Annotated in this window: 30 protein-coding genes and 1 tRNA gene; 12 read left to right on the top strand and 19 right to left on the bottom strand. The window is 59.7% G+C overall.

Going from position 1 to position 22,137, the window contains the following annotated elements:
• The first annotated feature begins 36 nt into the window (after window positions 1–36).
• The 3 genes from OX460_RS02190 to OX460_RS02180 all read left to right on the top strand — a co-directional run bounded on the left by OX460_RS02190 (window position 37) and on the right by OX460_RS02180 (window position 3,641).
• Entirely contained in the window at window positions 37–2,334 is a 2,298-nt protein-coding gene (locus OX460_RS02190; RefSeq protein WP_289898404.1) for a TonB-dependent receptor, read from the top strand.
• 102 nt (window positions 2,335–2,436) lie between these two features.
• Window positions 2,437–2,520, top strand: a tRNA-Leu gene (locus OX460_RS02185).
• Between the two features lie 125 nt (window positions 2,521–2,645).
• Window positions 2,646–3,641 (top strand): site-specific integrase, encoded by a 996-nt coding sequence (locus OX460_RS02180; RefSeq protein ID WP_289897488.1) that lies wholly within the window; start codon window positions 2,646–2,648, stop codon window positions 3,639–3,641.
• Here the strand turns inward: OX460_RS02180 and OX460_RS02175 are convergent.
• From OX460_RS02175 to OX460_RS02085, 19 genes are all read right to left on the bottom strand, one after another.
• The gene (locus OX460_RS02175; protein WP_289897487.1) at window positions 3,636–3,899 is read right to left on the bottom strand and encodes a hypothetical protein; all 264 of its coding nucleotides are present in this window, start codon (window positions 3,897–3,899) and stop codon (window positions 3,636–3,638) included. The genes OX460_RS02180 and OX460_RS02175 overlap by 6 nt on opposite strands.
• Entirely contained in the window at window positions 3,896–4,153 is a 258-nt protein-coding gene (locus tag OX460_RS02170) for a hypothetical protein (protein ID WP_289897486.1), read from the bottom strand. Before OX460_RS02170 ends, OX460_RS02175 begins: the two co-directional genes overlap by 4 nt.
• The gene (locus tag OX460_RS02165; protein WP_289897485.1) at window positions 4,150–5,127 is read right to left on the bottom strand and encodes a hypothetical protein; all 978 of its coding nucleotides are present in this window, start codon (window positions 5,125–5,127) and stop codon (window positions 4,150–4,152) included. Before OX460_RS02165 ends, OX460_RS02170 begins: the two co-directional genes overlap by 4 nt.
• 12 nt (window positions 5,128–5,139) lie before the next feature.
• Entirely contained in the window at window positions 5,140–5,388 is a 249-nt protein-coding gene (locus tag OX460_RS02160; protein WP_289897484.1) for a hypothetical protein, read from the bottom strand.
• A 10-nt stretch (window positions 5,389–5,398) separates the two neighbouring features.
• A complete protein-coding gene (locus OX460_RS02155; RefSeq protein ID WP_289897483.1) occupies window positions 5,399–6,118 on the bottom strand; it encodes a hypothetical protein in 720 nt (239 codons plus the stop codon).
• Window positions 6,115–6,501: a hypothetical protein gene (locus OX460_RS02150; protein WP_289897482.1), complete on the bottom strand. Its 387-nt coding sequence runs from the start codon at window positions 6,499–6,501 to the stop codon at window positions 6,115–6,117. The genes OX460_RS02155 and OX460_RS02150 overlap by 4 nt, the downstream gene beginning before the upstream one ends.
• Before the next feature lie 26 nt (window positions 6,502–6,527).
• On the bottom strand, window positions 6,528–7,331 hold the full coding sequence (locus OX460_RS02145) for a PRTRC system ThiF family protein (RefSeq protein ID WP_289897481.1): 804 nt from the start codon (window positions 7,329–7,331) through the stop codon (window positions 6,528–6,530).
• Between the two features lie 11 nt (window positions 7,332–7,342).
• The gene (locus OX460_RS02140; RefSeq protein WP_289897480.1) at window positions 7,343–8,134 is read right to left on the bottom strand and encodes a PRTRC system protein A; all 792 of its coding nucleotides are present in this window, start codon (window positions 8,132–8,134) and stop codon (window positions 7,343–7,345) included.
• A gap of 23 nt (window positions 8,135–8,157) precedes the next feature.
• Window positions 8,158–8,907, bottom strand: coding sequence for a PRTRC system protein B (locus OX460_RS02135; RefSeq protein WP_289897479.1), 750 nt, complete (start codon window positions 8,905–8,907; stop codon window positions 8,158–8,160).
• On the bottom strand, window positions 8,904–9,956 hold the full coding sequence (locus OX460_RS02130) for a PRTRC system protein F (RefSeq protein WP_289897478.1): 1,053 nt from the start codon (window positions 9,954–9,956) through the stop codon (window positions 8,904–8,906). Before OX460_RS02130 ends, OX460_RS02135 begins: the two co-directional genes overlap by 4 nt.
• Entirely contained in the window at window positions 9,953–10,153 is a 201-nt protein-coding gene (locus OX460_RS02125; protein ID WP_289897477.1) for a hypothetical protein, read from the bottom strand. Before OX460_RS02125 ends, OX460_RS02130 begins: the two co-directional genes overlap by 4 nt.
• Before the next feature lie 2 nt (window positions 10,154–10,155).
• Window positions 10,156–10,551, bottom strand: a complete 396-nt coding sequence (locus OX460_RS02120; protein ID WP_289897476.1) for a PRTRC system protein C — start codon at window positions 10,549–10,551, stop codon at window positions 10,156–10,158.
• A 14-nt stretch (window positions 10,552–10,565) separates the two neighbouring features.
• The gene (locus OX460_RS02115) at window positions 10,566–11,129 is read right to left on the bottom strand and encodes a PRTRC system protein E (protein ID WP_289897475.1); all 564 of its coding nucleotides are present in this window, start codon (window positions 11,127–11,129) and stop codon (window positions 10,566–10,568) included.
• 44 nt (window positions 11,130–11,173) lie between these two features.
• Window positions 11,174–11,362, bottom strand: coding sequence for a hypothetical protein (locus OX460_RS02110; protein WP_219327149.1), 189 nt, complete (start codon window positions 11,360–11,362; stop codon window positions 11,174–11,176).
• 112 nt (window positions 11,363–11,474) lie between these two features.
• Window positions 11,475–11,663, bottom strand: a complete 189-nt coding sequence (locus tag OX460_RS02105) for a hypothetical protein (protein WP_289897474.1) — start codon at window positions 11,661–11,663, stop codon at window positions 11,475–11,477.
• Window positions 11,663–11,995, bottom strand: a complete 333-nt coding sequence (locus OX460_RS02100; RefSeq protein WP_289897473.1) for a hypothetical protein — start codon at window positions 11,993–11,995, stop codon at window positions 11,663–11,665. Before OX460_RS02100 ends, OX460_RS02105 begins: the two co-directional genes overlap by 1 nt.
• 154 nt (window positions 11,996–12,149) lie before the next feature.
• Entirely contained in the window at window positions 12,150–12,341 is a 192-nt protein-coding gene (locus OX460_RS02095) for a hypothetical protein (RefSeq protein ID WP_289897472.1), read from the bottom strand.
• Window positions 12,342–12,463: 122 nt separating this feature from the next.
• Window positions 12,464–12,943 carry a hypothetical protein gene (locus OX460_RS02090; RefSeq protein ID WP_289897471.1) on the bottom strand — a complete coding sequence of 160 codons (480 nt, stop codon included), beginning with the start codon at window positions 12,941–12,943 and terminating at the stop codon, window positions 12,464–12,466.
• Between the two features lie 24 nt (window positions 12,944–12,967).
• Window positions 12,968–13,684 carry a S24 family peptidase gene (locus OX460_RS02085; RefSeq protein WP_289897470.1) on the bottom strand — a complete coding sequence of 239 codons (717 nt, stop codon included), beginning with the start codon at window positions 13,682–13,684 and terminating at the stop codon, window positions 12,968–12,970.
• A gap of 350 nt (window positions 13,685–14,034) precedes the next feature.
• On the opposite strand from OX460_RS02085, the gene OX460_RS02080 reads away from it, so the two are divergent.
• The 9 genes from OX460_RS02080 to OX460_RS02040 all read left to right on the top strand — a co-directional run bounded on the left by OX460_RS02080 (window position 14,035) and on the right by OX460_RS02040 (window position 22,060).
• The gene (locus OX460_RS02080; protein ID WP_289897469.1) at window positions 14,035–14,646 is read left to right on the top strand and encodes a hypothetical protein; all 612 of its coding nucleotides are present in this window, start codon (window positions 14,035–14,037) and stop codon (window positions 14,644–14,646) included.
• 130 nt (window positions 14,647–14,776) lie between these two features.
• Window positions 14,777–15,733: a YdaU family protein gene (locus OX460_RS02075; protein WP_289897468.1), complete on the top strand. Its 957-nt coding sequence runs from the start codon at window positions 14,777–14,779 to the stop codon at window positions 15,731–15,733.
• Window positions 15,672–16,400: a hypothetical protein gene (locus tag OX460_RS02070; RefSeq protein ID WP_289897467.1), complete on the top strand. Its 729-nt coding sequence runs from the start codon at window positions 15,672–15,674 to the stop codon at window positions 16,398–16,400. The genes OX460_RS02075 and OX460_RS02070 overlap by 62 nt, the downstream gene beginning before the upstream one ends.
• Entirely contained in the window at window positions 16,397–17,149 is a 753-nt protein-coding gene (locus OX460_RS02065; RefSeq protein WP_289897466.1) for a hypothetical protein, read from the top strand. The genes OX460_RS02070 and OX460_RS02065 overlap by 4 nt, the downstream gene beginning before the upstream one ends.
• Before the next feature lie 216 nt (window positions 17,150–17,365).
• Complete coding sequence (locus tag OX460_RS02060; RefSeq protein ID WP_289897465.1) at window positions 17,366–17,875, top strand: DNA packaging Nu1; 510 nt, start codon at window positions 17,366–17,368, stop codon at window positions 17,873–17,875.
• Window positions 17,872–19,932: a terminase gpA endonuclease subunit gene (locus OX460_RS02055; protein ID WP_289897464.1), complete on the top strand. Its 2,061-nt coding sequence runs from the start codon at window positions 17,872–17,874 to the stop codon at window positions 19,930–19,932. Before OX460_RS02060 ends, OX460_RS02055 begins: the two co-directional genes overlap by 4 nt.
• Window positions 19,932–20,222 (top strand): Mor transcription activator family protein, encoded by a 291-nt coding sequence (locus OX460_RS02050; RefSeq protein WP_219889317.1) that lies wholly within the window; start codon window positions 19,932–19,934, stop codon window positions 20,220–20,222. Before OX460_RS02055 ends, OX460_RS02050 begins: the two co-directional genes overlap by 1 nt.
• A gap of 78 nt (window positions 20,223–20,300) precedes the next feature.
• A complete protein-coding gene (locus tag OX460_RS02045; RefSeq protein WP_289897463.1) occupies window positions 20,301–20,531 on the top strand; it encodes a hypothetical protein in 231 nt (76 codons plus the stop codon).
• Window positions 20,531–22,060 carry a phage portal protein gene (locus OX460_RS02040; protein ID WP_289897462.1) on the top strand — a complete coding sequence of 510 codons (1,530 nt, stop codon included), beginning with the start codon at window positions 20,531–20,533 and terminating at the stop codon, window positions 22,058–22,060. Before OX460_RS02045 ends, OX460_RS02040 begins: the two co-directional genes overlap by 1 nt.
• Window positions 22,061–22,137: the final 77 nt, after the last annotated feature.

Here is a 22,137-nt window from a genome sequence, read left to right as displayed (position 1 = left end):
GCCCCAACAACCTTCACCGACAGGAGCCGTTTCATGATGACACCGCATGCCAGCACACGCGCCAGCACAATACGCCACACCCTGATTGCCCTGGCAATCACTGCCGCCTTCCCCCTGCAGGCGATGGCGCAGGACAGCGTCCCGGCGCCTGTCGCCGACGCCCCTGCCGCGCCGGCGGCGCAGGCCGGTCCTGGCCAGCTGGAAACGGTGATCGTGACGGCGCAGCGGCGCGCGGAAAACATCAAGGACGTGCCCATGTCCATCGCCACTCTGAAGGGCGACAAGCTCGACACCCTGACGGCCGGCGGCGCCGACATCCGCTTCCTCAACAGCCGTTCGCCCAGCGTCTCCGTCGAATCGGATTACGGCCGCACCTTTCCCCGTTTCTACATTCGCGGCCTGGGCAATACCGACTTCGACCTGAACGCCTCGCAACCGGTGGGCCTGGTGATGGACGACGTGGTGCAGGAAAACGCCATGTTGAAGGGTTTTCCCGTGTTTGACGTGGATCAGGTCGAGGTGCTGCGCGGCCCGCAAGGCACCCTATTTGGCCGTAACTCGCCGGCCGGCGTGATCAAGTTCGATTCCGCCAAGCCCGTCTTCAAGACGGAAGGCTACCTGAGCGGCGGTTTCGGCAAGGATGGCATGAAAAACCTGGAAGGCGCGTTCAACGTGCCCGTCAGCGACACGGTGGCCCTGCGCTTTTCCGGCCAGACACAGCGCCGCGACGACCGCGTGCACAACCCGCGCCCCACCGGCACGCGCGACTTCGAAGGCTATGAAGACAGCGCCGCCCGCCTGCAGGTACTGGTCAAGCCCACGCGCGACTTCACGGCCCTGTTCAACGTGCACGCGCGCAACCTCGACGGCACGGCCACTTTGTTCCGCGCCAACATCCTGAAACAGGGCACGAATGACCTGGTCGACAATTTCGATTACAACTCCTACCCGACCGACGGCATCAACCGCCAGCACCTGAAAACCAAGGGCGGCAGCATGCGCCTGAAATGGGACTTGCCCGGCGTCACCCTGCATTCGATCACCGGTTACGAAAAACTCGATTTCTTCAGCCGCGCCGACGTCGACGGCGGCTATGGCGCCGTGTACGCCCCGCCCATGGGTCCCGGCTTCATCCCCTTCGTCGTGGAAACGGCCGACGTGATTCCCAACCACAAGCAGATTTCGCAGGAATTCCGCGCCGAATCGTCTGCCCGCGGCCCGCTGCAATGGATAGGCGGCTTATTCTACTTCAAGGAAGATATCCAGATCGACAGCATCAGCTTTGACAGCCTGGCGCCCGGCAATCCGCAAAACAGCGCCTACGCCACGCAAAACCAGAGCTCGAAGTCGTATGCGGCCTTCGGCTCGCTCAACTACACGGTCTCGGACGCCCTGAAACTGCGCGCCGGCCTGCGCTACACGAGCGACAAGAAGGATTTCTCGGCCAAGCGCGTGGAAGCGACCACGGCCGGCCCATTCAACTTGCACGACACCTCGCACAACGTCAGCTGGGACTTGAGCGGCACGTATGTGCTGACACCGGAAACCAATGCCTACGCGCGCATCGCCACCGGCTACCGCGCGCCGTCGATGCAGGGCCGCCTGAACGGCCTGGCCGACCGCCCTTCGTTTGCCGGCGCCGAGAAAGCGCTGTCCGTCGAGGCGGGCATCAAGCAAGACCTGTTCGACAAGCGCGCGCGCCTGAGCGTGGCCGTGTTCCAGTACCGCGTCAAGGACAAGCAGCTGACGGCCGGCAGCGGCGCCGTCAATATGAACCAGCTGATCAACGCCGACAAGGCCACGGGCCGCGGCGTGGAACTGGATTTCCAGGCGAATCTCAGCGATTCGCTCAGCATGACCCTGGGCGGCAGCTACAACCACACGGAAATCCAGGACAAGAAACTGTTCGTCCTCAGTTGCGGCAATGCGCAAAACAACCCGGCCAGCGGCTGTACCGTCACCGACCCCGTCGGTCCGTTCAAGGGCACGGCCTACATCGACGGCAACCCGCTGCCCCGCGCGCCGGAATGGCAGACCAACTTCACCCTGAAATACAGCATTCCCCTCGCCAATGGCGAGTTCTACGCCTACACGGACTGGGCCTATCGCACCAGCTACAACTTCTTCCTGTATGAAGCGAAGGAATACAAGGCCAAGGAACTGCTGGAAGGCGGCTTGCGCGTCGGCTACAAATGGGACAAATACGAAATCTCCGCGTACGGCCGCAACATCACCAACCAGATCCAGTCGCTGGGCGCCATCGATTTTGACAACCTGACGGGCATCATCAACGAACCGCGCACGTACGGGGTGCAGTTCAAGGCGACGTTCTGACGGCCGGCAGGTAAAACCAAGCTGTCCGGCGCAAACCGGACAGCCTGGCTCAGGCACAAGATGGCATTATGGGCATCACCTGTGCTAGAATCTCGCCGCGCTGCCCGGATGGTGAAACTGGTAGACACTGGAGACTTAAAATCTCCCGCCTGTAAGGGCGTGCCGGTTCGATTCCGGCTCCGGGCACTCAGAACAAAAAACGCATAGTAGTACAAAACCTGCTTTTCTCTATTTTCATAGGGGAAAGCGGGTTTTTTTTCGTCTGCAGAAAAAGCAAAATGCGGCATAGGGCACCGAAATGCTGCTACCATTTGCCAAAATTTACCAATGGATTTACCAAAATGGCAGCTCCGGTCAAGGATGGCAAGATTTGGCGACATCGCCTCATGGTCAAGGGTGTTCGGGTATCCGGCACCTTTGAGACAAAGGCGGCCGCCCTCGCCTGGGAGGCCACCCAACGCGTGCAGCTGGCCGACGGCAAGGCCAAGATTATCGAAGAGACGTGCAAAGATGCTTTTGATCGGTACGAGCGCGAAGTTTCCAGGAATAAAGCCGGCAAGCGCTGGGAGGTCAACCGTCTGGCCGCCATGGGCGCTACATCCCTTGGCACCGTGAAAATCGCTGACGTCGATGAAACCCACGTGGCCGCCTGGCGTGATGAGAGGCTCAGGACCGTATCCGGGGCAACGGTAAATCGGGAAATGAACCTGCTGTCGCACGTGTTCTCGGTGGCGCGCAAGGAATGGAAGTGGCTATCGAAGAGTCCCACGACCGATGTGGCACGGCCGAAGGTCAAGCCACCTAGGGACAGGCTGATAAGCGAGGACGAAATCACAGCCATCTGCTTGGCTCTGGGTTGGGATCAAAAGGCCCCCGGCATGGTACCGACGACGAAACAGCATCGCATCGCCCTAGCCTTCCTGTTCGCTATTGAAACGGCTATGCGCGCGGGAGAAATATGCGGTCTGGGCAAGGCGGATATATCGGGCCGCGTGGCCAGGTTGAAAATGACGAAGAATGGTTTTCCTAGGGATGTGGCGCTTTCGCCGCGCGCGCAAGAGATATGGGCGATGGTGCCCGACGGTTTTGATATCTCCTCCGCCTCCCTCGATGCACTTTTCCGCAAGGCCCGTGAGCGGGCTGGTGTCAAAGGCCTCACATTCCATGATACGAGACACGAAGCCATCACGCGCCTGGCCGGCAAACTTGGTGTGCTGGATCTGGCGCGCATGGTCGGACACCGCGATATACGGCAGTTGCAGACGTATTACAACGCAACTGCCGACGATATCGCGGCGAAGCTATGAAGTGTGCTTTTCCGTCCATGCGATCACCTCGCGCGCTTTGTACAGCGCCTGCGAGCGTCCCTCCACTGGCAGTCGGATAGGTCGAGGGAACGTCGGAAGGCATACTATGTCGCTACGAACCCGGGCCGCTGAGCGCTTGAAGTAGGTAGCCAGGCAGTTGGTATCCCAAAGGTCCACGGAAAGCGGCAAAACGGGCCGTTGCATTTTTTCGATTGCCTCAGCCAGCTTGGCCAGGACGTCGGTTTCGGTGGTGGTCATGATTGCCCTCCTATTTTTTTCAATGTAGTCCCGTGATCGCTCGAATCGATAATTCCCGCCACCTTGACAACGCATGCGCCAACATCAGGCGAACACCAATCTTCACCCCAAAATTCAACAGCCAATTCATGGCTGGCGCACTTGCTTTTGAAGTCAATGTCCAGGCCGTGTTTCTTTGCTAACGGAACCCAGCGCGCGGCACTGATTGGCTTCGGCGCAGGCCTGGGCGCGAAGCAGTCGGAAAAGCGGCTCATGATTTCACCGCCCTGCTAGCCTCGGCCCGCGCGTACGCTGCTTTAAGATCGGCCTCGGCAGCCGTACGCCATTCATCGCCGTGCTCGAGCGCCAGGCGAAGATACCGGTCGAGCACGAAAGCCTGTTCGTCCCCGCAATTGGTGCGGATCTCGGCGCCAGCTGCACGGTAAACGTCCGCGATTGGCCCTGTACGGAAATTCGGCAATCCCAGAACATCGGCGAGGGCTGCCGACATCGTGAACGGGTAGCGAAGGCTATCTTTTACTTCCAGCAAAGCAGCCTTGGCCCAGGCGGTGATGCCGGCCGGGTGCTCCGGGCGGCAGTGCGCGAAGGTATCCATCAAGACGGTTTGCAGCTCGGCAGCCTCAATGGCGTCGGCACGCGCATATTTCGGCGGTGCGATGCGGGCGCCGCGCTGGTGGACCATCATTGCGAAGTTGCCTGCGTCGACAGGATCCCCGCCGTTTGCCTGGTTGCGCAGCATGACCGTCAAATCATCGACGCTGCACTGATCAGGATCATCCCAGCCGCTGCGGCCCTTTGCTCGTGTGAGGGTCAATTTCTCCTTCATCGCCGCAGCGAATCGATCGACAGCGGCGTCATCAGGGTGTTGGTCGGCCGCTGGCGGAATCGGCGCCGCAGCCAGCATGGCCCGATATGCCGGCGCCATCGTGGCCAGCATGCCGGCGACCGCTTCGACCGTCGTGCCCGGCGCCATATCCATCTGCATCAGGACGATCGGCGCCGCCAGGCGCGCCAGCGTAATGTCGGCCGGGCTGGCAGTCGGCCAGGCGGCAACTGCGGCAGCGGCGATAATTTCAGGCGTCGGCTCAAGCGGCGCCACTTTGTAGCCGTCGGGCACGGCCAGCTGGGCGGCGGCCATGTAAAAGGCGTCGGCCTCGGTGTGTTTTGGGGCGTTCACGCCTGGAATATGGAGATCGCGCAGGCGGCAGAATTCTTGGTAGGTGTTCACTATTGGATGTCCTTATTGATAATGTGCGTCAATGCCGATCAGATCGGGGAACGTGCCGCTGTTTTCGATGTGTGCTGCGAGCAGTGCCTCCAGATCCGCATGCTTTCCACGCGTCATCTCGCTGCACTCCCAGGCCTCCGGATCGTCCGGCCGCGCCGCATCGATAGCAATAAAGTCGCATGCATCTTGTTCAGTTTCGGCGGCGACGTATGCCCAGTCATCGATCTGGAAAATTTTGATTTTGGTGTTGTCGGCGTTCATGGCCAATCCTTTACTTTTGGTGGTGCTGTGGCACCTGCTTGAATTCGATCACCCACACCCATGGGTTGCCAGCCCAGGCGCCGGCGCCATTGATCTGGTCCCATAACGCTGCGTACATGCCCCTGGCCGTTGGACCGCAGCAGCCGATCTCGTCGCAAGACATACGAACGTGATCGCACGGCTCAGCCTTGGCGCCCTCGGCCAATGCGTCTACCTCGCTGCAGTCGTTCAGCCGCTCGACTCGCACCGACACGATCGCCAGCAGGGTCCGGCTCGCCGCGCGAGTCATAAAGATGGCCGGGCGTTTGTACCAGCCTGGCTGCGCGCCGCCGCGCTCAGCTGCCGCCGGTACGTCCGGTGAATCGGCGTCGTACTGGTATGTGCGATCGCATTCGGCCGTCATATCGATGAAGTGCCTTTCGTCCCGGCCCTTCTTCTTGCTGTAGCGAGTTACCCAGCGGCCGTAGGCGAAGAAAGTTTCGCGCACCCAGATTTGATCGCGGTGCGCGCCGTGCGGGCATGCGTCGCCAGCCATGCCGTGGGCGCCAGGCGCGCGCGTATCCGCTACGCTCACCATCGACTGGAGAGCATTGCAAGGCCACTGGTAATCGCCCGGGCGATGCGGTACTGGTTCTGGCTGCGGCTTCATGATCCGGCGCGTCTGCGTCTTGCTGCCGTCGAGCAACGCGCGCACCATCGGCGCATTGAACAAAATAGGAAGCTCCTTCATCGTCCGCCTCCAGCCAAAATCTCACGTACGCCTTCCATCGCCTTTTCGAACTTTGCCGACGTACACGGCATGCCCTCGTCATGGTCGACAACCTCCTCGTCGTCGTTCAATTGTTGTAGATCCAGAAGCAATGCCCGGGCGACGCGTAGCTTGTCTTCCAGGCCTTTCGCGTAGGTACTCATGCCAGCCGCCGTCCATCCGCCAGCGAGAGTTTCCTGCGGTAAGCCCAGGCAGGCGTTCCAGCAGGTAGTAAGGCGCTGCGCATTGGCCTCTTGCATCCCGGGTGCATTGCCGAAGTCCAAGACGACCGCTACGGCAGCGCGTCCGCCAATGCCTCGAATCACAATTTCTGGAGGCCCGTCCTCTTGGAAGGTTTCGGCCATGAAAAGTAGCCCAGGTGTGTGTGTACTCATGCCATCACCCGCACGCGCAGTTCTTCTGCCTCGGCCGCTTCCGGGGCCGGCTCTTTCACCAGCAATGGCCGCATGCTGCCAGTGCGCAGGTTGACGAAGGCGCCGTGCCAGGTCAAGCGGCCGTGCCGGAAGAATTCCCAGAGGATCGAGAGCGCCGGCGTGACCACTGCCTGGTTGATGAATAGTTCCTGGCGCTCGAGCGCCTGCGCCAAGCCGCAGCTGGGCGTGTCGTCCTCGATGGCCTGAATGTCGACCAACTCGGGCAACACGTGGTACGGGTCTGGCAGGCGGGCACTACCGACTGGAGCCTTATGGGCCGGGCTGCCGTCGGCATTGGACAGCTCACCGAACAGCACTTGGCCGTCGGCGGCACGATTGCCCATGTCCATCAGGTAGTACGGCTTGTTCGGATGGCGCAGCGCGCGGCCGTTGGCGATTTCGTAGCGCGACTTGGCACTGTCGACGCAGGCTATCAGCATGTCCGGCGCACCCTTGCCGGCTTCGTATAGGCCAAAATGCGCCTCCCAGTTCAGGCCGAAAAAAGCGTTGATGCGGCTGACCAGTACGATCGCCTTGCTCGATCCGACGTCGAACTGGCCAAACATTTGGCGGCCCATGTTGGCCTCGCTGACCGTGTCCGGGTCGAACGCGATCACGTTCAGGCCGGGATGGCCCAGTGCCGTCAGCGCGTGGTTCAGGCGCGCCAGGCCGGTCAGCATTTGCGAGCCGTTGCCGCCGCAGCCCACCAGGTGAATCATCACCTGGTGCTGCAGGAAATGGGCGGGAGTAATGTGGGGCATGTCGATGGCTCCTACGCGGCGGCCAGTTCGGCCGTGAAAATCTTGTCGGCCGGTACCGCCAGCGTTATGAACAGGCCCAGCGCGCACAGCCGGAATGCGACCGTCGGCAGCTGCTGGTCTAGGTTGCCGTACACGCCGGAAATTTTCACGCTGCCGGCGTCGTCCAGGTTGTCGGTCTCGCTGAAAGACGCCGGATGCGCGCCATGGCTGTGCAAATCGATGGCCAGGTGCTCGCGCTCTGCCAGCAACAACTGCTGGTACTGGATGTGGCCGCTGGTCGGTTCGCCGATCGGCAATGGATAGCGCAAGGCCCATTCGCGCGTTTCGTCGTTCCAGATCAAGCTGGCCGCGCTCTCGATCGGGGACTGCAGGCGCGCCACCTCACCAAAAGCGCGCAATTCCGCAAGCGCGGTGCCGATCTTGCCGAACGCGAATTCGACCTTGGGCACGATGGCGCCAAACGGCATGCGCACCGCTTTTTGCTCCGCCAGCCGCTGGATCATGTGCAGCCACGGCCTGCGCACCTCCAGGTAGACGCCGTCATCAGCCATCAGGAAGCGGTGGCCGGCTTCCTCCAGCGCGTGAAACTCGCTGTGCAACGGCACCACGACGACCGGCGCGGCGCGCAACAGTGCCATATCCATGGCCAGTTTTTCCGGATCGGCCGCTTCTTCGTCGACCGCCAGCAGCAGCGGGCGCGCGTCGCGCAGCGCCGTTTCGGTGTGCAGCAGGAACACCTCGTAGGACGTTTTGGTGATATTGAGCAGTTCATCGAATTTCATTGCAAGATCTTGGCCGTTCATCGTGTGTCCTTTGGTATGGGTGGTTATTGGTTGCTGTTGCTTTGCGTGATGCGCGCAATCGCGCTTTGTAAATCTTCTTTCGTTGACGCCAGCGCGCTGCGCATAGCGTCAGGGTCTGGCTTGGCCAGCTGGCTGACCCACAGGGCTTTCGTGCCACCCTTGGTTCTCACCGCATGCGGTATCTGCCGGTTCGAGTGTGTGAAATGGCTGCGAAAAAACGCGTCTTCATAGGCGGGTATTGCACTGGCTGCGAGCGCTTCGGGCAGCGGGACATTGCCGGTGCAAATTCGGCCGCCATCCCATACATTGAAGTGAGGCGCGTGATACAGGGTTGTCGCGGGGCCAGGCCTGGCCGACTCGCGCAGCGCGAATACATACCATCCGCCGGGCACGGCAACAAACACCAGGGCCGGATGCGCTGCCGGGCCGTGGGTGGTGCCGATCTCGGGGTAATTTGATTTGAACCAGGTGGTGCGCACCGCCGCCGGCGTCCACCAGGCGATCATGTTCGGCGCCGTGTACAACAAATTTTCAGGCACAAAGCCGGCGTATGCTGTTTTGACGCTAACTCGCGCGGCAAACGCCGCCAGGGCGGATTGCGTCATCGGCACACCGGGCCCGATCACGCGGCGCGCAGGGTTATTGGCATCGATCACGATCCCGTGCGTCGTGGCGTAGATAGGGCCGCCATGATTGTCCGCCTGGTACAGCAGCAAGGCACCGCTCAGGTTCAGCGTGGTGTCGCCGGCGGCTATGATGGCTACGGTTTTCATATAATTTCTCCGATCAGTTCCAGTAGGCGCTCGGTGAGCTGGGCCAATTGCATGACCTGGCGGGTACGCGATTGATATTTTTTGATGGCGGCGCCCGACGGCACCATCCCGTGAACGTCGATGAATTCGATGTATTCGCCCGATTCGCCGTGCATGTTCAATTCGTCATCGAGCACGCGGCTGATTTGGTCGTTATCGCTCCACAGCAGCACCATGCAGCCATCAACGCAGTCGGCCGGATAGTTGTGCGCGCCTACCTCATGTGGCCGAATAGTAAATTCCGGGCCGTTGACCAGCGCGGCAATGGCATCGCAAGCGGCAATCACGTCGCGGTGAAAGCTGTTGCTGGCGGCAGCGACGATCTCGCCGCGCGACAGCACGCGTGCTGGGTGCGTTACCCAGCGCGGCATGTCGCCGTAAAATTCGGCGCGCGTCAGAATGTCGCCATCGTCGATCACCTGCTGGATGGTGTCGTAGCCGCGCTCCTCGCGCTGATCTTCGAGCAATTCTTCGTCCGTCTGGCATTCGTGCCAGTGCAGCCACTCTGCCGCGCTGACCGCGCGCCACGGGTCCAGCGCATTCGGCAGGTACATCGTGGCATCGAAAAGTACGGCCAGCACTGTCTGCCCGAAGCCGGCCAGGTGCTGCTCCATCTCGGTAATGCGCGGCTCCAGGGCGAAACGCGGCATCGGAACGTCTGTATTCCTGGTCATGCAAAACCAGATGGTGCCTGAATCATGCTGGTGGTGATATCCATCTTCAGGCAGCTGCTGCACATGCAGGCCCCAGCTGAAATATTTTGAGTAATACTGGATCGAGGTCCACCAGGTGCTCAGGGCCTTTGCTGCTAGCGCCCTTTCGTCCGGTTCCGCAAATACCTCGACCAGCAGCGCGTTCGGGCGCGGCTTGAGCATGGCTGCGGTAATCTGGTTTGCCTGCAGCAGCGCAATTGCAAGAGGCGCGACCAGGCTATTTGGCTCGCGCAAGCGCACGGCCGACGGAATGCCCGCATGCAGGGTTGGCATCGCCAGCAGGCCCGGCCCCATCATGGCAGCACCACGTGGGCGAACGACGGCGCCAGCAAGCGCGGGTTTTTGCGCGTTTTGTCGCGTGCCAGGGTACTGGCCAGCGCGTGAGCCAGGGGCGAATCCACCTCGGCCGGGGTAATCGTATTTGCCGGCACGCCGCTTGAAGCCAGCGTGCCGGCTTCGCGCAGCTGCGCGATTGCAGTTTTGCGCGTCAACATGGTCAGGCCGCCACGCTGCAGTGTTTGCCGTGCAATTCGGTCAGGCGCACGCGCGCATCGTAGTCGATGTACGTCACCTCGTTGCGGCCCACGGCGGCCTGCAGTTCCTTGATGAATTCAGCGTCTTCGCTGTCGAGCCAGTTGGCGTGCAGCAGCGCGCCGACGTCGCGGATCAGGCCGGTCAGCTCGCAGCCCTTGGTGCCGACGGCGCGGCGGAACGTGTAGACGGCCTTGGCGCCCAGCTGCTCGGGTCCCTCGATATCCGCGCTGATGATTTCCGGGTAGACCGTGGCGTAGAAGTCGCGAACCTGCACCAGGTTGAAGGTGCCATTCGGGTCCTGTAGCACCACGCCGTTGTAACGGAATTCACGGATCAGTTTTTCGATTTGCATTGCCATGGCGGATAGCTTTCTTAGAAAAGGTCGAGGGTTGCCGTGTCGACGGCGGTGGTGATGGCAGGGTTGCCGGCTGGCTCCGGCATGATTTCTTCGCGCTCTTCGGTCTCGGTGCCGCCAACTGGTGGCATGCTGGTCGCCGCAGCAGCACCAGCGTCACTGCCGGCAGGCGGCGTGTTTTCTTTCTGGCTGGCGTTATCAGGGCCGGCTGGGACTTCGCCGCCTGGTGCTGGGCTGTCGTTCTTTTTCGGCCGGCCAGGGCCTGCGCGCTTGACGGTCGTTTCCTTCGGCGCCGCTTTGCTGCCGGTCGGCGCCGCGCTGGCATCGGCGCCCGCGGCGTTCGCGGCCTCGACCTGCTGCTGCAGCGACAGCTTCGGCGCCTGCCAGGATTGAATGGCCGCGGCGAAGCCATCGTCCAGCTCGGCCGGGCTGGCCACCAGCGACAGCGACTGCAACTTGTGGGCCTTGGTCTTGTCGCCGGCCTGGGTCGGGGTGATGCTGACGCGCAGGTCGTCGCCCTCGGCGGTGACGACGATCATCAGCGTCGCGCTTTGGGTGAGCGCGTGCAATGTTGTAAACATGGCGTGCTTTCTAAGGTTGGTGCTGCGGTTGGTGTTGCTCGAAATTAATCGTTATCGTTCGCCTGCATTTTTTTCGGATCGAACCGGTCGCGGCGCTTCATGTGCCGGCGCGCCACCGCGTACAACGTCGCGCGGAGATTTGGCACCTTGAGCAGCTCGTCGAGCGGCCTGGTGGTGTGCAACTGGCCATAGGCGATTTCCAGCGCGGCGCGGTCGGGTTCGATTTTTGTCATGTCAGAATCCGTTTCGATATACGTGCAAGGCCTGGCGCGCGGCGACGTAGATGCTGGCGCCGCGGCGGCGGTAAAAACTGAACAGGTTGAAAATGGTGCGCATACGCGGCTTTCAGCGTGGTTTAGCAGTAATGACGCATGGGCCGAAGCAGTCGATAGCGGCCATGATTACTGCGGCGCTGTCGGTGCCCAGGGCCGAGTAAGTGATCAGCAGCATTGCGGACAGCCGTTCAGTGCTCAGGGCCTGGGGCGTGATCAGTAGCATGACGGCCAGGCGTACGGTGACAGTGAAGGTGCTCATCATGCGTCCACAGTGGCAAGGAGCTGGCGCATACGGTTCATGGTTTCGGGCGACACCGCACCGCGCAACTCATAGTCCGTGCTGGCTGCGCGAAGCGCGCCCGCCAGCTCGCTGGACAACGCCATGCGCATTGCCGCGCGGTGTGTCGATCCGAGGCCTTGCTGGGCAATTGATACCAAGGCAATTTTTTCGCCGTTCACATTGGCCAAGCTAAAAGTAGCGCCCATGGCATTGCGTTGAAGTCGATTTGACAGCACAAGAGCAACTCGGCGCACCCTTGCGGTGTTTGCGTAAGTACTGATAGAAGCTGTTGTAGATGTTTGAGGTGCCATGGGGCTCTCCATCGGTGACTGGATGTGTCGATGGAGGAATTATTACATACGTATTTGAACTAAACAATACGTATGTAATATTTTTTTGCATGCTTGAGATTTTTCGAACGTGAAACGCTAGAAATGAGTAACTAGTTGCTGTGGGGAATTTTTTCTAGAACGGAAGCTCCGCCGCCCGGACATTGTCTGGGGTGGGCAGATCGAGCCATGCTATTTCATCAACATTGATTTTCTGCAGAAAAAGATCAATGTCAAATGTTGCGTACGCCCTGGAGAAGCCCAAAATCCTTGGCGAGAGCAGGATGATGGGGGTTGCTGTAAGTGCCCCTTGCAAAAAATCCAGCATCGTCCGTGCTCGGTGCGGGTAGATGTATTCAAGTTCAACCAGCACTAGTGCAAGTCGAACATGCAAGATACTGACGGTTGCGCATCCTAGCACCGCACCAGAAATTAGACACATGAATTATTTCAATGTGGCAAATTACAAATCTCACCCCAGTGATCCTCAAATACCTCTTGGAGTGCTATTCGATCTCGTTCACTATCCGAATATTTCGTAACGGAGCCTCCTGCTGCCTTTATTTCATTTTGCTTTTTAAGCAGCGCAATCTTCTTATCTAGTTGCTTTAAGATTTCCTCGGTGCTTAGCTGACCTATATGTCCCGAACCTTCAATATAAATCTTGCCTGTCGTAGAGTTGGAAATAAATCGTTTAAAACCAACATATGCTCCATATTCGTTTTTTGCATTCATTTCGCCACAAAGCCATCCGTCTCTAGTGAGGTAATCAGCCTTGAATTGTGCACTTTCAGGATCTTTAGTAACCGCCCGTACAGGCTCTCGTGCCTTGGGTAAGGTGACCCAGGAATCGTATTTGGCATACAGTGTGACTGCACCAATCATGAATGAAATTACCAAAAAGAAAACCAACCATTTTATTTTACTCATCAGATTATCTTTTAATTCTAAAAATTATATTCTGTCTGTTTCTCGGCGAACCACACGGCCGATCATTAAACACTCTCCACCGCGACAGCTTTTGCGGTGATATTTTCGTTGATCGGGATTATCTGAGCAAAGCCACCACTGCCCTAAATCTCTTGATAGTCGTTTAATTACTGCTTCACCTTCATAATTGACGGCAAATACCATTCCGTCAGACATAGCTACTAGATCTGTATTTACAATTACGAGATCGCCGTGATAAAGGTTAGGCTCCATGGACTCGCCTTTTACTGTCAACGCAAGCAGTGCACTGGGCCGATATTTATTCCTGTCTACCCAGTTCTTCGCCACACTTACTTTTGAACCGTCGTGTATCTCTGGGACAGTTTGGAACCCTGTAATACCAGCGGAAAGCTGCAGCTGCACCTTGGGTATCTGGTAGAAATCTGGATCTCCCTCCTCGGCAACGACAACTCCGATACTCCCGATATTTTCAGGAACAGCGCCCCAAGCTACGGGAAAAGGTTCGCCCTTGCCTTCGGCAAGCCACACTGGATCAACTTCTAAGGCTTTTGCGATACTGGTTATGCTTCTCGACGTGCTCGTCCGGCCGGACTCTAAGTGGCCGATGGCACCCTGCGAGACGCCAGCCCTTGTTGCAAGGTCGACTTGCGTGAAGTCGTTTCCGTCCCTCAAGCTTTTTTGTGCCCGGGCCCAGATAAGTCGTTCAGATATTTTCTTCATATTACGATTGTAATAAATAGGTCAAATACATAGGTATTGTTAAAGCAAAATACATATGTAATAATTTGGTATGGATACGAAAAAAATTGTCTCAGAATTGCTCGCTACTGGCCTATCCCAGCAGGCGCTAGCAGACAGGGTTCCTTGTAGTCAGTCAACGATCTGTGCTTTTGGCTTGGGGCGCAGAGGTAGTAGGCCCACGTTGGCAATTGGCCTCCGTCTGCTGGCGTTGCACGAAGAGTTGTGCCCGCCTCATTTGGTTCGGCCATCCAGTCAGCAGCGTTCGTAAGTATTGCCAGCAGGGAAAAAATGTTCATTCATCCAGCATAAGTTACCAAAAGGAAAAAAGCATGCGGAACGATTCGCACAAGAAAACTCTGATCGGCATCCTGCGCGAACACGTCAGCTCCTGGCGAAAAGATGCCGGCCTGTCGAGCTACAGCGCGATCAGCGTGATCGTTCAGGCGCACGACGAGGTGGGCGGTCCAGCTGCCACCGGAATTCGCTTCGAGCCCCATCCGGACGAGTACCAGCGCACGAAAAACAACGGCGACCGCGTACTGCGCTGGTTGGATGATGAATCGAAGGAAAACAACCTGTTGCCGGCCAATTTCATGTTGTCAGTGCTGGCCGGCCTGCCGCCTGCCGAGCGGATGGATTGCCTGAACGAATTGCTGCATCGCTTCGGCCTGTGCGTGCGCTCCCTGGAAACGGCCGACGAAATCGGCCTCGGCCTGTCCGACGTATGCGAGATGGCCAGCGCCGACGCTGATGCGCTGGCAGCCGTTGCCACCGCAATCGCCCAGCCGACACAAGCCAACCTGGACCTGGCCCTGCGCCGCACCGCCCGCGCCCACGAAAAGAAAGCGCGCGTGGTGCGCCTGCTCGAAGGGGCCAAGCGCGCCATGAGCCGCACCAAAGCGGTTATCGACAAGGTGTTCCACCCGGCGCGGCAGCGATAACGCCGATTTACTTGGGCCGGCCTGATTATGAAGGCCGGCTCTTTTTCGCTCTGTTTGTTGCCACAGGGAAATTGATTGTGATAAAGAAACTGAAAATAGTAGTTTTCAAGGACCAGGGCAATCGTCACCCATGAATTATTACCCGCATCACATCGGCGATTTCAATACCCGCACGCTGCATCTGTCTCGCCTGGAACGCGGCATTTACCGCGATATGCGCGACCTATATTTCGATAAGGAAGCGCCACTGCTGGCCGACACCGGCAGGCTGTTCCGCCTGCTGCGCGTAAGCACACCCGAAGAAATCGCTGCTGCGCAAAATGTGCTGGAAGACTTTTTCGTCCTGACCGATGCCGGCTGGGTGGATGCTGATGCTGAGGCGCAGATCCAGGCGTACTACGAAGGCTTGGAGGCCAGCAGTGCTGGTGGCAAGGCAGCGAAGAAAAAGCGCGATGAGGCGGCGCGACTGGCCGCTGAACTCGCGGCAGCCGGGCAAAGCACGCTGGATTTTGTGCAACAGCAGCATGCTCAAAGTACAAGCACTGCTCCCGAACAGTTCGCGAAGGGTGCGGGAACAGTGCGCGATGGTGCCAACCAAAACCAAAACCAGAACCAAAACCAAAACCAGAACCAAAACCAAAACCAGACCCCCCCCCCAGCACAGCCAGCACTGAGCATAGACCGCGCGGGCGCGGCTACGGCGGTCGAGCTGAGCATTGCGTTTCGCAAGGCAGGCATACCAATACAGCCAGCAGATCCCCGGCTGCTGGCATTGGTCGAGCAAGGTATCAGCGTCGATACGGCGCTCGCGGCATGCGCTGAGGCGAAAAAGTCCAAACCGAACGGTGGCATCGGCATCGGTTACGTGTTGAGCATCCTGAAGCGTTGGGCAAGCGAGGCCAAGGCCATGCAGGTGGCCGGCGCCCTGCCGCCAGCAAGGGCAGCACCAGGCAGCACGGTGACAGTACGCGATCAGGCACGGCAGGAAACCCTTGATGGATTAACAGGAAGCGGATCACAAAAAAATGAACGATCAATCAACATTATCGATATCAACCCTGGAAGAGCAAGCACTTGCCTGGCCTGAAAAGGCGATCCCGGAAAGGTGGGTCAAGGCGCTGTTCAACAAGATGGCGTTCAGCTATGGCGTGAAATTCGCAGACCAGTGGAAAGGCATCGATCCCGACGGTATCAAGCGCCATTGGGCCCAAAAGTTGTTCGTACTGACCGCGGCCGAGCTGACGCGCGGCGTCGAGCGGCTGGATACCCGCGCCTGGCCGCCGACGTTGCCCGAATTCCTGGCGTTGTGTCGGCCGCCCATCGACCCGTCGGTGGCGTTCCACGAAGCGCTGGAGCAAGGCGCGCTGCGTGATCGCGGCGAGCCGAACGTGTGGTCGTCGCCGGCCGTGTTCTGGGCCTGGCGCAAGCTGGGCGCTTTCGACTGCGCGCACAGCACCTATGCCGTGCTGCGGCCGCGGTGGGAAGCCGCACTCGCTGCCGAATTGGAGCGCGAAGAGATCGCACCAATTCCAGCACTAGATCCGGTCGCCCTGCCCGCGCCCGGCAAGACGATGATGTCGAGCCGCAAGGCGCAGCAGCTGATCGGCGCGTTCAAGCTCAAGAACCTGGGCGAAGCCGGCCAGGGCGATGGCAGGCGCTGGGCCCGGCGCATCATGGAACGTAAGAAGGCGGGCATGGAGTTCAGCATTTTCGTCATCGAATGCGCTGAGCGCGAACTGGGGATGCGCGCATGACCATCAACGTGGCCCCAGCCATCCGCCAGTTGACGGCGTTTGCCGATGCCGGGACAAAGCAGGTGCAGTTCGCCACGCGCGTGGCATTAACGCGAACGGCCCAGCTGGCAAGCGCCAAGCTCAAGCACGAGATGCGGGACATATTCCGCAGCCCGACGCCTTACACCTTGTCGAGCCTGTTCGTGCGGCCGGCCACCAAGACCAACCTCACCGCCGAAGTCAAGCTGAAGGACTTCGCCGCCAAGGCGACGCCGGCGGCCACCTACCTGGCGCCGCAGATCAAGGGCGGTACGCGGCCCATGAAGCGCTTCGAGCGCGCCATGCAGTCGGTGGGTGCGCTGCCACCTGGCTACCGCATCGTGCCCGGCAATGGCGCCAAGCTTGACAGCTACGGCAACATGAACCGAGGCCAGATTGTGCAGATCCTGGCCTATTTCCGCTCGTTCCCGGAAGCTGGCTACAAGGCGAACATGACGGCCCAAGGCCGCGCCAAGATGGCCATGGGCACGAAGAAGAAGCCAGGCTTCCGCTACTTCGTCGGCCGGCCAGGCGATCGCATGCCGCTGGGCGTGTACCAAAGCATGCGGGGCGGTGGCCCTGGATCGCTCAAGCCGGTGATGGTTTTCGTACGCTACGCCAGCTATCACAAGATTTTCGACTTCGAATACGTGGTTGAAAAGACCGTTGAAAAAGAGTTTGCAGGACAGTTCGCGCGCGCTTTCGTCGACGCCTTGCGGACCGCACGCTGACACTAAGAAAGATTGCCATTATGAAATCAAATTCAATGGAAACCATCGAGCAAAAACGCTTGTTGCGCCCTAGAAACAATGCATCAATAGAAATATTTCAATGGGTAAATATTTCTCAAAGGTACTCCCCAGCTTCCCCTTGCAAGGGTAATTCGAACCCCCTTTTTTCGCTAGTCACAGGGTATTTGCAAGGGGGTTGTGTTGTCTGATTTATCTATGCCCATGACACAAGCCGCCTTCGGCGCGCTGGTGGGCGTGAGTCAGCAGGCGGTAGGCAATCTGGTCGGGCGCGGCATCCTCGATTCGAGCATGTCCGGCCAGCAGATGCTGCATGCCTACTGCTCGCACCTGCGGGAAACTGCAGCCGGCCGCTCGTCTGGCGAAGGCCTGGACCTTGTTGCTGAGCGCGCCATGCTGGCCAAGGTGCAGCGCGAGCGCATCGAGATGCAGAACGGCGTCACGCGCGGCGAACTGGCGCCAGTGGTGCTGATCGAAGAGGTTCTGTCGAAGGCTGGCGCGCGCATCGGCGGCCTGTTCGACGCCATCCCGGGCGCGGTCAAGCGGCGCGTGCCGTCGCTGTCGTCGGATGAGATCGGCAATATCGAAAAAGAGATCGCCAAGGTGCGCAACATCGTGGCCAACATCTCGCTCGCCGACCTGCGCGACGACGAAGAGGAAGACGGTGCTGCCCCTGAGCACCTGGTGATCGAGGACCAGGGCGAATGAGCAATCTGGCCGAAGTCCTCAACTGGCGCTCGCCTGAACTGTCCGCCTGCCTGACGCGCGGGCTGGGCACATTCGGTGTACCCGAACCAATGACGCTGGACGAATGGGCTGCCAAGCACTTTTACCTGTCGAAAGAATCGTCCTACGTCGAGCAGGCCTGGGAGGCGTGGCCGTTCCAACGCGCCATCATGGCATGCATCAGCAATAACGATATCCGCGAAGTCGATTTCATGAAGTCGGCCAGGGTCGGCTACACCAAGATGCTGCTGGCGGCGATCGCCTATTTCATCGAGCACAAGCGCCGCAACCAGGCACTGTGGCAGCCGACCGACGGTGACAGCGACGAATTCGTCAAGACAGAGCTGGAAACGATGTTGCGCGACGTGAAAGTCATGCGCAAAGCGTTTCCGTCTCACATGTCCCGCAACAAGGACAACACCCTGCTGCAAAAGAAATTCCTGGGCTGCCTCCTGCACACGCGTGGCGGCAAGGCGGCGCGCAGCTACCGCCGCATCTCGGTCGACAACGCGCTGCTCGATGAGCTCGACGCCTTCGACAGCGACATCGAAAAGGAAGGCGATCCGATTACCCTGGCGGCCAAGCGGGTCGAGGGCGCCACGTTTCCGAAGCTGGTCGCCGGCTCCACCCCGGGCCTGAAAGGCTTTTCGCTGATCGAAGCGCGCTTCATCCTGGCCGACGCGCGCTTCCAGTTCTCCATCCCATGCCCCGACTGTGGCGAATTCCACGCGCTGACATGGGGTGGCAAGGACGAAACGCACGGCTTCAAATGGCTGGACAACGATCCGGACAGCGTGCGCCACATGTGCCCGCATTGCGATTCGATGATCGACCAGGGCCAGTACCTGGCGGCGGCACCAAACGGCCGCTGGCAAAACGAAGACGCCAGCATCACGATCGACCACGCCGGCGTGTTCCGCAACGCAAGCGGCGCCGTGATCAGTGCGCTGCGCCACATCGCCTTTCACGTCTGGACCGCATACAGCCCACTGGTGACCTGGGCCACGCTGGTGCGCGAATTTATCAATGCGCACAACAAGGCGCAGGAAGGCGACATCACCTCGCTGAAAACCTTCACCAACACCACCTTGGGCCGCACCTGGGAACTGGATGTCGAAAAAACCGACTCCGAGCAGCTGAAACAGCGCGCCGAGCCCTACAAGCTAGGTTCGGTGCCGCACGGCTGCGTACGCCTGCTGGCCGGCGCCGACACGCAGCCGAACCGGATCGAGATCGCCGTGTGGGGTTACGGCCGCGGCTGCCAGACCTGGATCATCGACTACCGCATTTTTTACGGAAATCCGGACGAGGATGCCGTGTGGGCAGACGTCGCCGAGTATTTGTTTGAGACCAGATTCCGCCACGCCAGCGGCCAGGAACTGAAAATCCACGGTACCGCCATTGACAGCGGCGGCCATAACACGCATGCGGTCTACGCATTTTGCGCCGCCAATGCCGCGCGCCGCGTATTCGCCGTCAAGGGCCGTTCGGGTAAGGAAAAACACATCAAGGACGGCGCCACCAAGGTCGACATCGACTGGCGTGGCCGTATCCGCAAGCACGGCGCCCTGCTTTGGCAGGTCGGTACCAATTTGGCAAAGGATCTGATTTACGGTCGCCTGCAGATCACCAAGCCGGGCCCCGGCTACATCCATTTTTCGAAGGAGCTGCCCGATGAATTTTTCAAACAGATGGCAGGTGAAATCCGCGCTGAGCGAATTACCGCCGGTGGAACGGAATCGCGCTGGTCGGCGATCCGCAAGCGCGTCGAGGCCTGGGATTGCACTGTCTACGCCGTATGGCTGGAGACGCATTTCGAACTGGCGAAGAAAACGGCGAAGTGGTGGGACCAGCTGGAGGAAGAAGTGCAGCCTTCGATGGCCGACCTGTTCGCCGCACCGTTAACGATCAGTAGCGCTGCGCCGCAGCCAGCAGCACCAGTCACGACACCGGCGCCGACCGACTCGGCGCCAGCACCACAAAAAAGACGCATCAACAGCAATTTCGCTTCCGACGATTGGTTACAAAGGGGATTTTAATGATTCAAAAGCAAAAGGCGCATCAGCCAGACATACTCGCCTCACTGCTTACTGCAGTGCGCGCGGCGCTGGGCGGCGAACTGCTTACGGTAGACCAGGTACGCGATATCGAAGACGCCATGCGTACTACCTGGGGCGGGCAAGAGGTCTATATCAAGAAGAGCAGCGTCGACCAGGAAGCGCGCGCGCTGGCCATCCGCACCCGCTACAACCTGCGCAATCGGCGCGAACTGCAGGCTGAATTTCAGATCTCGCGCGGTCAGTTCTACAAGATCATCAAGAGCGGCTGAAAAATATAGTCTCATTTTTCCGTAGAAATGAGACAAGCCCCCCCGTAAGGTCGGGCGATCAACCAAAAGGATCGCCCGATGACCATTGCAACCGACATGCTCGCCAAATACCTCGCTGCCGAGGCTGCTATCCTGGAAGGGAAGGAAGTCAAACTGGGCGACCGCACCCTGCGCATGGAAGACCTGGGGTCGGTAATTATTGGCCGCAAGGAATGGCAGCAGGCTGCAAACCACGAAATCGCCGCTGCCGGCCGCACACCCAGCATTGGCGGCCTTGGCTTCGCCCTCGCCCGCTTTGGTGATCAATAATGGCCGCCGCCATTCCGGTGTCGATGAACGTTGTCGACCAACTGATTTCCTTCTTTGCACCGAATGCCGGCATCAAGCGCCTGGCTGCCCGGCGCGTCCTGAACCAGTACGAGGCGGCCAAGCCGTCGCGCCTTCGCAAGCATGCCAAAGATACCGGCTCACCCGATACCCAGGTCAAGCAAGGCGCGGTGACCTTGCGCACCCTGGCGCGCAACCTGGAACAAAATCACGATATCGCCCGCGGCGCGCTGCGCACCCTGGTCAATAACATCATCGGCCCGACCGGCATCGGCATCGAGCCGCAACCGCGGCGCCGTGACGGTACGATCCATGATGAGTACGCCAAGCAGCTGCGCGACGCCTACCGCGACTGGTGTCTGATCCCTGAAGTGACGCACCGGCATCACTGGGCCAAGGTGCAGCGCATGCTGGCCAAGACCTGGCTGCGCGATGGCGAGGTATTCTCCCAGCGCTTGATCGGTCCGGTTGCCGGCCTGGATCACGGCACGCGCGTGCCGTACTCGCTGGAAATGATGGAAGCTGACCTGATCCCCATGGACTACCAGGACGAGGCCCGCAATATCTATCAGGGCATCGAGTGCAATGCCTGGGGCCGGCCGCTGGCGTACTGGGCATACAAAGAATTCCCCGGCGCCGGCACCTGGTCCAAGCGTGGCTACGAAGTCAAGCGCATCGAAGTGGCGCGCATGCACCACCTGGCGTTCGTTGATCGCATCGGCCAGATGCGCGGCGTGTCCGAATTCGCCAGCGTGATCACGCGCCTGGAGGACATCAAGGATTACGAAGAGTCCGAGCGCATCGCCGCCAAGGTGGCCGCCAGCCTGACTGCCTACGTCAAGCGCGGTTCGCCCGATTTGTATGGGCAGCCTGACGAGAATGGCGCACGCGCGCCGGCCGCTGCGCGCGAGATTGGCATGGCGCCAGGCATGATCATCGACAGCCTGGCCGTTGGCGAGGAAATTGGCATGATCGACTCGAACCGGCCAAACCCGAATTTGATCACCTTCCGCCAAGGGCAGCTGCGCGCGGTTGCCGCCGGCGTCGGTGCCAGCTATTCCAGCCTGGCCCGAGACTACAACGGCACGTATTCGGCGCAGCGCCAGGAACTGGTGGAGCAATGGATCAACTACGCCGTGCTGACGGATGAATTCGTCGGCCAGCTGGTGCAGCCCGTGTGGCAAGACTTCGTGCAGATCGCCCACCTGTCCGGTGCCGTCCCCATGCCCAAGGATGTCGACCCGGCCAGCGCTGACGATGCGCTGTTTGTCGGCCAATCGATGCCCTGGATCGACCCGTTGAAAGAAGCCCTGGCCTGGCATTCCCTGGTGCAGGACGGCTTTGCCAGCGAGGTCGAAGTGATGCGCAAGCGTGGCGCCAACCCGCGCGATGTGCTCGAGCAGATCGACGCTCACCGCAAGGCCGTCAAGGAAAAAGGCTTGATCTTTGGTTCGGATTTCGCCAACCAGGGCAAGGCCGTGCCGCCAAAAGACGACTCCGAACCCGCGTAATCGCCCACTAACAACACTCGAAAAATAGTGTCTCATTTTTCCGTAGAAATGAGACACCCAAACAAACACACTAAGCG

It is taken from the genome of Janthinobacterium sp. SUN033, assembly GCF_030397595.1.
Taxonomy (GTDB): Bacteria; Pseudomonadota; Gammaproteobacteria; order Burkholderiales; family Burkholderiaceae_D; genus Janthinobacterium; species Janthinobacterium kumbetense.
This window is presented reverse-complemented; position numbering and strand designations above follow the sequence as displayed.

Coding starts and splice junctions, on each gene's coding strand:
- OX460_RS02075 (WP_289897468.1), top strand. CDS start 14,777: ATGAATTATTACCCGCATCACATCGGCGATTTCAATACCCGCACGCTG.
- OX460_RS02145 (WP_289897481.1), bottom strand. CDS start 7,331: ATGCCCCACATTACTCCCGCCCATTTCCTGCAGCACCAGGTGATGATT.
- OX460_RS02095 (WP_289897472.1), bottom strand. CDS start 12,341: ATGCTGGATTTTTTGCAAGGGGCACTTACAGCAACCCCCATCATCCTG.
- OX460_RS02115 (WP_289897475.1), bottom strand. CDS start 11,129: ATGTTTACAACATTGCACGCGCTCACCCAAAGCGCGACGCTGATGATC.
- OX460_RS02190 (WP_289898404.1), top strand. CDS start 37: ATGACACCGCATGCCAGCACACGCGCCAGCACAATACGCCACACCCTG.
- OX460_RS02045 (WP_289897463.1), top strand. CDS start 20,301: ATGACCATTGCAACCGACATGCTCGCCAAATACCTCGCTGCCGAGGCT.
- OX460_RS02085 (WP_289897470.1), bottom strand. CDS start 13,684: ATGAAGAAAATATCTGAACGACTTATCTGGGCCCGGGCACAAAAAAGC.
- OX460_RS02070 (WP_289897467.1), top strand. CDS start 15,672: ATGAACGATCAATCAACATTATCGATATCAACCCTGGAAGAGCAAGCA.
- OX460_RS02100 (WP_289897473.1), bottom strand. CDS start 11,995: ATGGCACCTCAAACATCTACAACAGCTTCTATCAGTACTTACGCAAAC.
- OX460_RS02160 (WP_289897484.1), bottom strand. CDS start 5,388: ATGAACGCCGACAACACCAAAATCAAAATTTTCCAGATCGATGACTGG.
- OX460_RS02150 (WP_289897482.1), bottom strand. CDS start 6,501: ATGGCCGAAACCTTCCAAGAGGACGGGCCTCCAGAAATTGTGATTCGA.
- OX460_RS02090 (WP_289897471.1), bottom strand. CDS start 12,943: ATGAGTAAAATAAAATGGTTGGTTTTCTTTTTGGTAATTTCATTCATG.
- OX460_RS02140 (WP_289897480.1), bottom strand. CDS start 8,134: ATGAACGGCCAAGATCTTGCAATGAAATTCGATGAACTGCTCAATATC.
- OX460_RS02175 (WP_289897487.1), bottom strand. CDS start 3,899: ATGACCACCACCGAAACCGACGTCCTGGCCAAGCTGGCTGAGGCAATC.
- OX460_RS02060 (WP_289897465.1), top strand. CDS start 17,366: ATGCCCATGACACAAGCCGCCTTCGGCGCGCTGGTGGGCGTGAGTCAG.
- OX460_RS02130 (WP_289897478.1), bottom strand. CDS start 9,956: ATGATGGGGCCGGGCCTGCTGGCGATGCCAACCCTGCATGCGGGCATT.
- OX460_RS02105 (WP_289897474.1), bottom strand. CDS start 11,663: ATGAGCACCTTCACTGTCACCGTACGCCTGGCCGTCATGCTACTGATC.
- OX460_RS02170 (WP_289897486.1), bottom strand. CDS start 4,153: ATGAGCCGCTTTTCCGACTGCTTCGCGCCCAGGCCTGCGCCGAAGCCA.
- OX460_RS02065 (WP_289897466.1), top strand. CDS start 16,397: ATGACCATCAACGTGGCCCCAGCCATCCGCCAGTTGACGGCGTTTGCC.
- OX460_RS02050 (WP_219889317.1), top strand. CDS start 19,932: ATGATTCAAAAGCAAAAGGCGCATCAGCCAGACATACTCGCCTCACTG.
- OX460_RS02155 (WP_289897483.1), bottom strand. CDS start 6,118: ATGAAGGAGCTTCCTATTTTGTTCAATGCGCCGATGGTGCGCGCGTTG.
- OX460_RS02125 (WP_289897477.1), bottom strand. CDS start 10,153: ATGTTGACGCGCAAAACTGCAATCGCGCAGCTGCGCGAAGCCGGCACG.
- OX460_RS02040 (WP_289897462.1), top strand. CDS start 20,531: ATGGCCGCCGCCATTCCGGTGTCGATGAACGTTGTCGACCAACTGATT.
- OX460_RS02080 (WP_289897469.1), top strand. CDS start 14,035: ATGCGGAACGATTCGCACAAGAAAACTCTGATCGGCATCCTGCGCGAA.
- OX460_RS02110 (WP_219327149.1), bottom strand. CDS start 11,362: ATGACAAAAATCGAACCCGACCGCGCCGCGCTGGAAATCGCCTATGGC.
- OX460_RS02055 (WP_289897464.1), top strand. CDS start 17,872: ATGAGCAATCTGGCCGAAGTCCTCAACTGGCGCTCGCCTGAACTGTCC.
- OX460_RS02120 (WP_289897476.1), bottom strand. CDS start 10,551: ATGGCAATGCAAATCGAAAAACTGATCCGTGAATTCCGTTACAACGGC.
- OX460_RS02135 (WP_289897479.1), bottom strand. CDS start 8,907: ATGAAAACCGTAGCCATCATAGCCGCCGGCGACACCACGCTGAACCTG.